Consider the following 5,292-nt stretch of genomic DNA (forward strand, 5'->3'; position numbering starts at 1 on the left):
CAATAGGAAATTGTTGCGACTTTGGCACTATCTTCATATCTTTTTTCGTTACAAACTGGTACTCACTTTTTTTCAATACAGATACCATTCCATTATCTTCAAGAACGGCATAATCTACTTCTTCAAGGTTAAATATATCTTTGCCCCGCAATACTTGATCCAGAGAATCCAGTGTATATCTTACCTTTCTCATATTATMCTCAAGAATTTTACCATTCTCAATAAGCACAGTTGGAGAACCCGAAATCCAGTCCCTCATTTTGTGACTCTTCAAAGCGATGAACGATAACAAAAAAGACGTAACGGTAAGAACAATGAGTGAAAAAACTAAATATGACCATTTTATTAATTCATTAAATGCCAAGTTAGCCGCAATTGCCCCTAATGTAATACCCGTTACAAAATCATGGAACGTCATGTTAGAGAGAGTCTGTTTGCCTAATATTTTCGCAATTAACAAAAGCAGCAATATTGCTGCAATGCTGCGAACCACAATATCCAAATAAGCATGCATTTTTATGACTCCTCCTTCCCTCACATTATTACCAAAGGGAAGAGAATCAAACCAACAAAGCAATACGCGAGTCTATCGAAAATGATTTCCTTATTTGGATCACGTAAAAAATCAAACATCGTTCGGAGTTGTTTTAACAGCATTACATCATATGATTCTTTAATGGCTTGAGGAACGCACTCTTTATTAAAAAAGAGAGGCTGCCTAAGCCGGAATGAATCCGACCTATTTGGCAACCTCGTTTACCCTACATCATAAAAATAAAAAAGACCGCTGCTAAAACAAAACGATAGATGGCGAACCATTCCAGCCTAAGACGTTTTATGAGATTTAGGAACGTAACTACTGCGATCATGCCCACAACAAAAGCGGCGATGAATCCGATCAAGAAAAGAAGAAGCGCATCGGATGTTAATAAATCACGGCTATTGTACATATCCAAAATCGTTGCTCCCAGCATAACAGGAACAGAAATGATAAACGTAAAGTCCGCTGCCGCTTTTTGGCTCGTTCCGAGTAGTAACCCGCCGGATATCGTAGCACCTGACCGCGAGAATCCTGGCCATAATGCTAAGCATTGAAATAAACCAATGCCAAGTGCTTGTTTATATGTAATATCGTCTGTGTTCTCCGCGGTTACCTTTCTTTTTACCCGTGCAGCTATAATCATCAGAATGCCGCCAATAATTAAACTGATCAAGACAGGAGCTGGATCGAACAATTCGGTTTTTATGAAGTCCTTGAAAATCATATACGCGATTAATGCCGGAATCATGGCAATGATTAGATGAACCGCATTCAATTTGTTTTTCGTTGAGAAATTAAAGGCAAGAAGATCCTTTAAAATAACCATGTATCTTTTCCAATAAAGCACAAGTACTGCCATTACGGCTCCTAATTGAATAACAATTTTAAATGTAGTTGCTGTTTCTCCCTTGAAGCCTAATAATTCACCCACCAAAATCAAATGACCAGTAGATGAGACAGGCAAAAATTCCGTTAATCCTTCAACAATTCCTAAAATAATTGCACTAAAGATATCGTACATATATCCATGTCCGCCTTCCTTCTTTATATTTCTAAAAATTTGATAATCACATCAATAGCTCTGCGCAATACAATAATCATTTTTCTTCATACTAGTTTATCTTGAAACATTATCCAAATCTATCGATTTCCATTACATTTGGTTTTATATACCTTACGATTTTGTAACATATTATACTGATTGTGAATGTTTGGTGGGGATTCTGTTAGAATCTGGAGGGAGTAAATCGAATATTCCGCTCATTAAAAGTAATAATAAAATAGTTACATAATCGCCCATTAAAAAATATCCCCCAGTTGTAGTAGTATAACTATCTTATATCTAACAGAGCGAATATAGCAACTGAGCAAAAAACAAAACCCAATAAACCAAAAGGTTTATCGGGCGGGATGAAAAAAGTTTAATGGTTTCAATAATTTTATCAATTTAGAATATCTACTGTTAAATATTCACTCTAACAGTTTCAACATCCTTATCCCCTTGCCCTACACTACAAGTCCCCCTCTTAGCTCACCTTATGCTCAATCCGAAGCTTATCAGCAACCATCGCGATAAATTCTGAGTTCGTAGGCTTAGACTTAGAGATGTTGATTGTATATCCGAAAAGGTGGCTAATGCTGTCGATGTTGCCGCGTGTCCATGCAACTTCAATTGCGTGGCGGATAGCACGCTCAACACGTGAAGGTGTTGTTTTGAATTTTTCCGCGATTGCTGGATAAAGGGTTTTCGTAATGGCACCCAGAATTTCGATGTTATTATACACCATCGTTATTGCTTCACGTAAATATTGATAACCTTTAATATGAGCAGGCACTCCAATTTCGTGAATAATGCTCGTAATATTCGCATCCAAGTTTTTAACTTTAGGGATAGGTACGACATTTGACTTCATCGAAGAGGAGCTTGATGAGAAGCTGGCCGTTGATGAGTAAGTTGGGTTCCCAGCTAGCTGACGAATTCGATTTGCTAAAATATCCATGTCAAATGGTTTTAGAATATAGTAGGACGCACCAAGCTGTACAGCCTTTTGCGTAATATTCTCTTGGCCAAATGCTGTTAACATAATAATTTTAGGCATGGGGGAAATATTCATTTCTTTTAACCGTTCAAGAACGCCCAATCCATCCAAATGAGGCATAATAATATCAAGTATAAGTACATCCGGAATTTTTCTCGAATCCTCCAAATGTCTTAATACCTCTTCACCGTTATACGCGACTCCGCTTACACTCATATCACTTTGTTCGGATATGTATTCCGATAATAAGTTAGTAAATTCTCTGTTGTCATCTGCTAACAATACTTCAATCTTGTGCAAGGTATGTCCTCCTCTATTGATATTCATGAATACGTTCACTTGTTGTCTGCTTAAAGTTTTCGACACACGCAAGTGATTTCCTTCTGTCGAAAATTATTTTTCTTTATTTTTTTTAATGTTTTCGTTATAATTAAAARTTTATTACATGTAACGATACCTTTCGTCCTCATTCGACAAAATTCACTGAAAAACAAAAGCGATGTACGCTTTTTGAATATTTGTAAAAAAAGAGAAAAACGTCCGCGTTGGCAATTGATAACCACCACGAACGTTTTTTATTTGTTTTAACTATGCTGCTTTTTCTTGAGTTGAGGCATAGGTATTAGCAGCTTTCAATAAAATTCCAGCGTCCTGAAGCATCCATTCAATGAAACATCCATAGCCCGAAGCTGGATCATTAACGAAAACATGCGTTACCGCACCAACTAATTTCCCATTTTGCATAATTGGACTTCCTGACATACCTTGTACGATCCCGCCTGTTTTACTTAATAAACGCTTATCTGTAACTTTAATAACCATCCCTTTAGTTGCTGGACCTGATTGCTTAGACACATGAACGATTTCTATATCAAATCGTTCCACCTTCTGGGCCTCAATTACAGTTAAAATTTGTGCCGGTCCTTCTTTGACATCCTCGGCAAAGGATACGGGAACCGAATTATCATTATAGCTATGCGTAGGTGTCTCATTCATTTTGCCAAAAATGCCAAACGGCGTGTTTCGTTCAACACTACCTAAAACTTTGCCTTCCTTCACAAAATGGGCTCGTTTTTCACCTGGCTCCCCACTTTGGCTTTTGTTAATTGAAGTTACACTTGATTGTAAAATCTGTCCCTCACCGACTTCAATCGGTGTTTGAGTATCCATATCGGTTATGACGTGCCCAAGAGCTCCGTAAACCCCTTGATCAGGTGCATAGAAGGTTAGAGTGCCAACACCAGCTGCAGAGTCGCGAATGTACAACCCCAGTCTCCATGCTTTATCCTCTGCATCAAACATCGGAGTTAGCTTTGTTTCGGCGAGATGACCATCCCGTTTATAAGTAATATTTAAAGGCTGCTTATTGTTCCCTGCCTTTTCGCTGAGCTCGGCGACTTTTTGTACTTCATTAATAGAAATTCCATTAATTTTAACAATAAGATCGCCTAACTTTAAACCAGCGGCTTCACCAGGTGACTGCTTCATTCCATTACTTCCTTTACTTCCAGCTACCTGATGGTGTCCAACAACTAAAATACCTGCTGACTTTACTTTTACGCCAATCGTTTGACCACCTGGTATAACACGCAAATCAGGAACTACATTTACTTTTACGGTCTTAATTGGAATTTTCCCAAATAACTTAAGCTTCATCTGGGTCTCACCGCTGCGACTCGGTTGCAGTGACAGTGGTTCATTTAGATTGACAGACAACGAATTACTGTTTGATCCATTAATTTGAAGCACATGAGGGTCTACCGTTACTTCAGCATGAACGGGCACTCCATATTGTAATCGTTTCAGTTGCCCGGAGAATAAACGTAGTTCATTCGGGAATGCGGCAAAATGTTGAAACGGGGTGGAGCTCCCGATCATGCAAACGAAGAAAACGAGAACAAGACCAAACCATCGCTTCCGTTGACTGGAGTTCAATGATTTCACGCTCCCTATAATTCCATCGCATGACGCAGAAGACTTTGTCGCCATAAGCGTACCTTTAAGTTACCCTGCCCCGAACGTTTTATGTCCACAAAAACATTCCCTAATTGTATACGATTACGCCCCTTTCTGGCGATGCGCCAAATCAAGCATTTCCTGTGCATGATGCCTTGTTTTTTCCGTAACTTCCACTCCGCCTAACATACGTGCAAGCTCTTCTATTCGTATCGTTCCGATTAGTTCCGCTACTGATGTAGATGTACGTGAACCGACGACCTGTTTGCTTATTTCATAATGATGGTCTGCCATGCAGGCCACCTGCGGCAAGTGAGTAATGGAGAATACTTGGCACTTCAATGACAACTGTGACATTTTCTCCGCTATAGCCTGTGCTGCACGTCCGCTTACTCCAGTATCCACTTCATCGAAGATTAGTACTGGCACTTGATCGATTTCAGCAAAAATACTCTTAAGAGCAAGCATAATTCGCGACATTTCACCGCCTGAAGCAATTTTATTCAGTGGTTTCAATGGTTCACCAGGATTTGTGGATAGCATAAATACTGCTTCATCCATACCGTTATGATGAAGACGAACTTGCTTTTCTTCTCCTGAATTCGAAGTACTTGGTGCTAATTGTACTCTGAACTTGGTTGATGGCATTTGCAATTGGCCCAGTTCCTTCTCAATCGCCTCAGCAAGCCTTTTCGACGCATGCTCACGCAGATGCGATAACTCCTTCGCCAAACTGAGTGATTGACTATATAGCTG

General features: G+C 39.3%; 5 protein-coding genes. All 5 read right to left on the reverse strand.

The features are described from left to right. On the reverse strand, positions 1-514 hold a 514-nt coding region (locus AC1DWN_RS27305; protein WP_477562036.1), incomplete at its 3' end, for a DUF421 domain-containing protein. Positions 515-761: 247 nt separating this feature from the next. After that, the gene (locus AC1DWN_RS27310) at positions 762-1,562 is read right to left on the reverse strand and encodes an undecaprenyl-diphosphate phosphatase (protein ID WP_477562037.1); all 801 of its coding nucleotides are present in this window, start codon (positions 1,560-1,562) and stop codon (positions 762-764) included. Between the two features lie 505 nt (positions 1,563-2,067). Beyond that, positions 2,068-2,880 (reverse strand): sporulation transcription factor Spo0A, encoded by an 813-nt coding sequence (spo0A, locus tag AC1DWN_RS27315; protein WP_477562038.1) that lies wholly within the window; start codon positions 2,878-2,880, stop codon positions 2,068-2,070. A gap of 288 nt (positions 2,881-3,168) precedes the next feature. Beyond that, complete coding sequence (spoIVB, locus tag AC1DWN_RS27320; RefSeq protein ID WP_477562039.1) at positions 3,169-4,515, reverse strand: SpoIVB peptidase; 1,347 nt, start codon at positions 4,513-4,515, stop codon at positions 3,169-3,171. A 123-nt stretch (positions 4,516-4,638) separates the two neighbouring features. Beyond that, positions 4,639-5,292, reverse strand: a 654-nt coding sequence (locus tag AC1DWN_RS27325; RefSeq protein ID WP_477562040.1) for a DNA repair protein RecN, incomplete at its 5' end; no start/stop codon positions are given.

Source organism: Paenibacillus sp. P4_A7 (assembly GCF_056402455.1).

Excerpts from the sequence above, each read along its gene's own strand:
- AC1DWN_RS27310 (WP_477562037.1), bottom strand. The coding sequence starts at position 1,562 with ATGTACGATATCTTTAGTGCAATTATTTTAGGAATTGTTGAAGGATTA.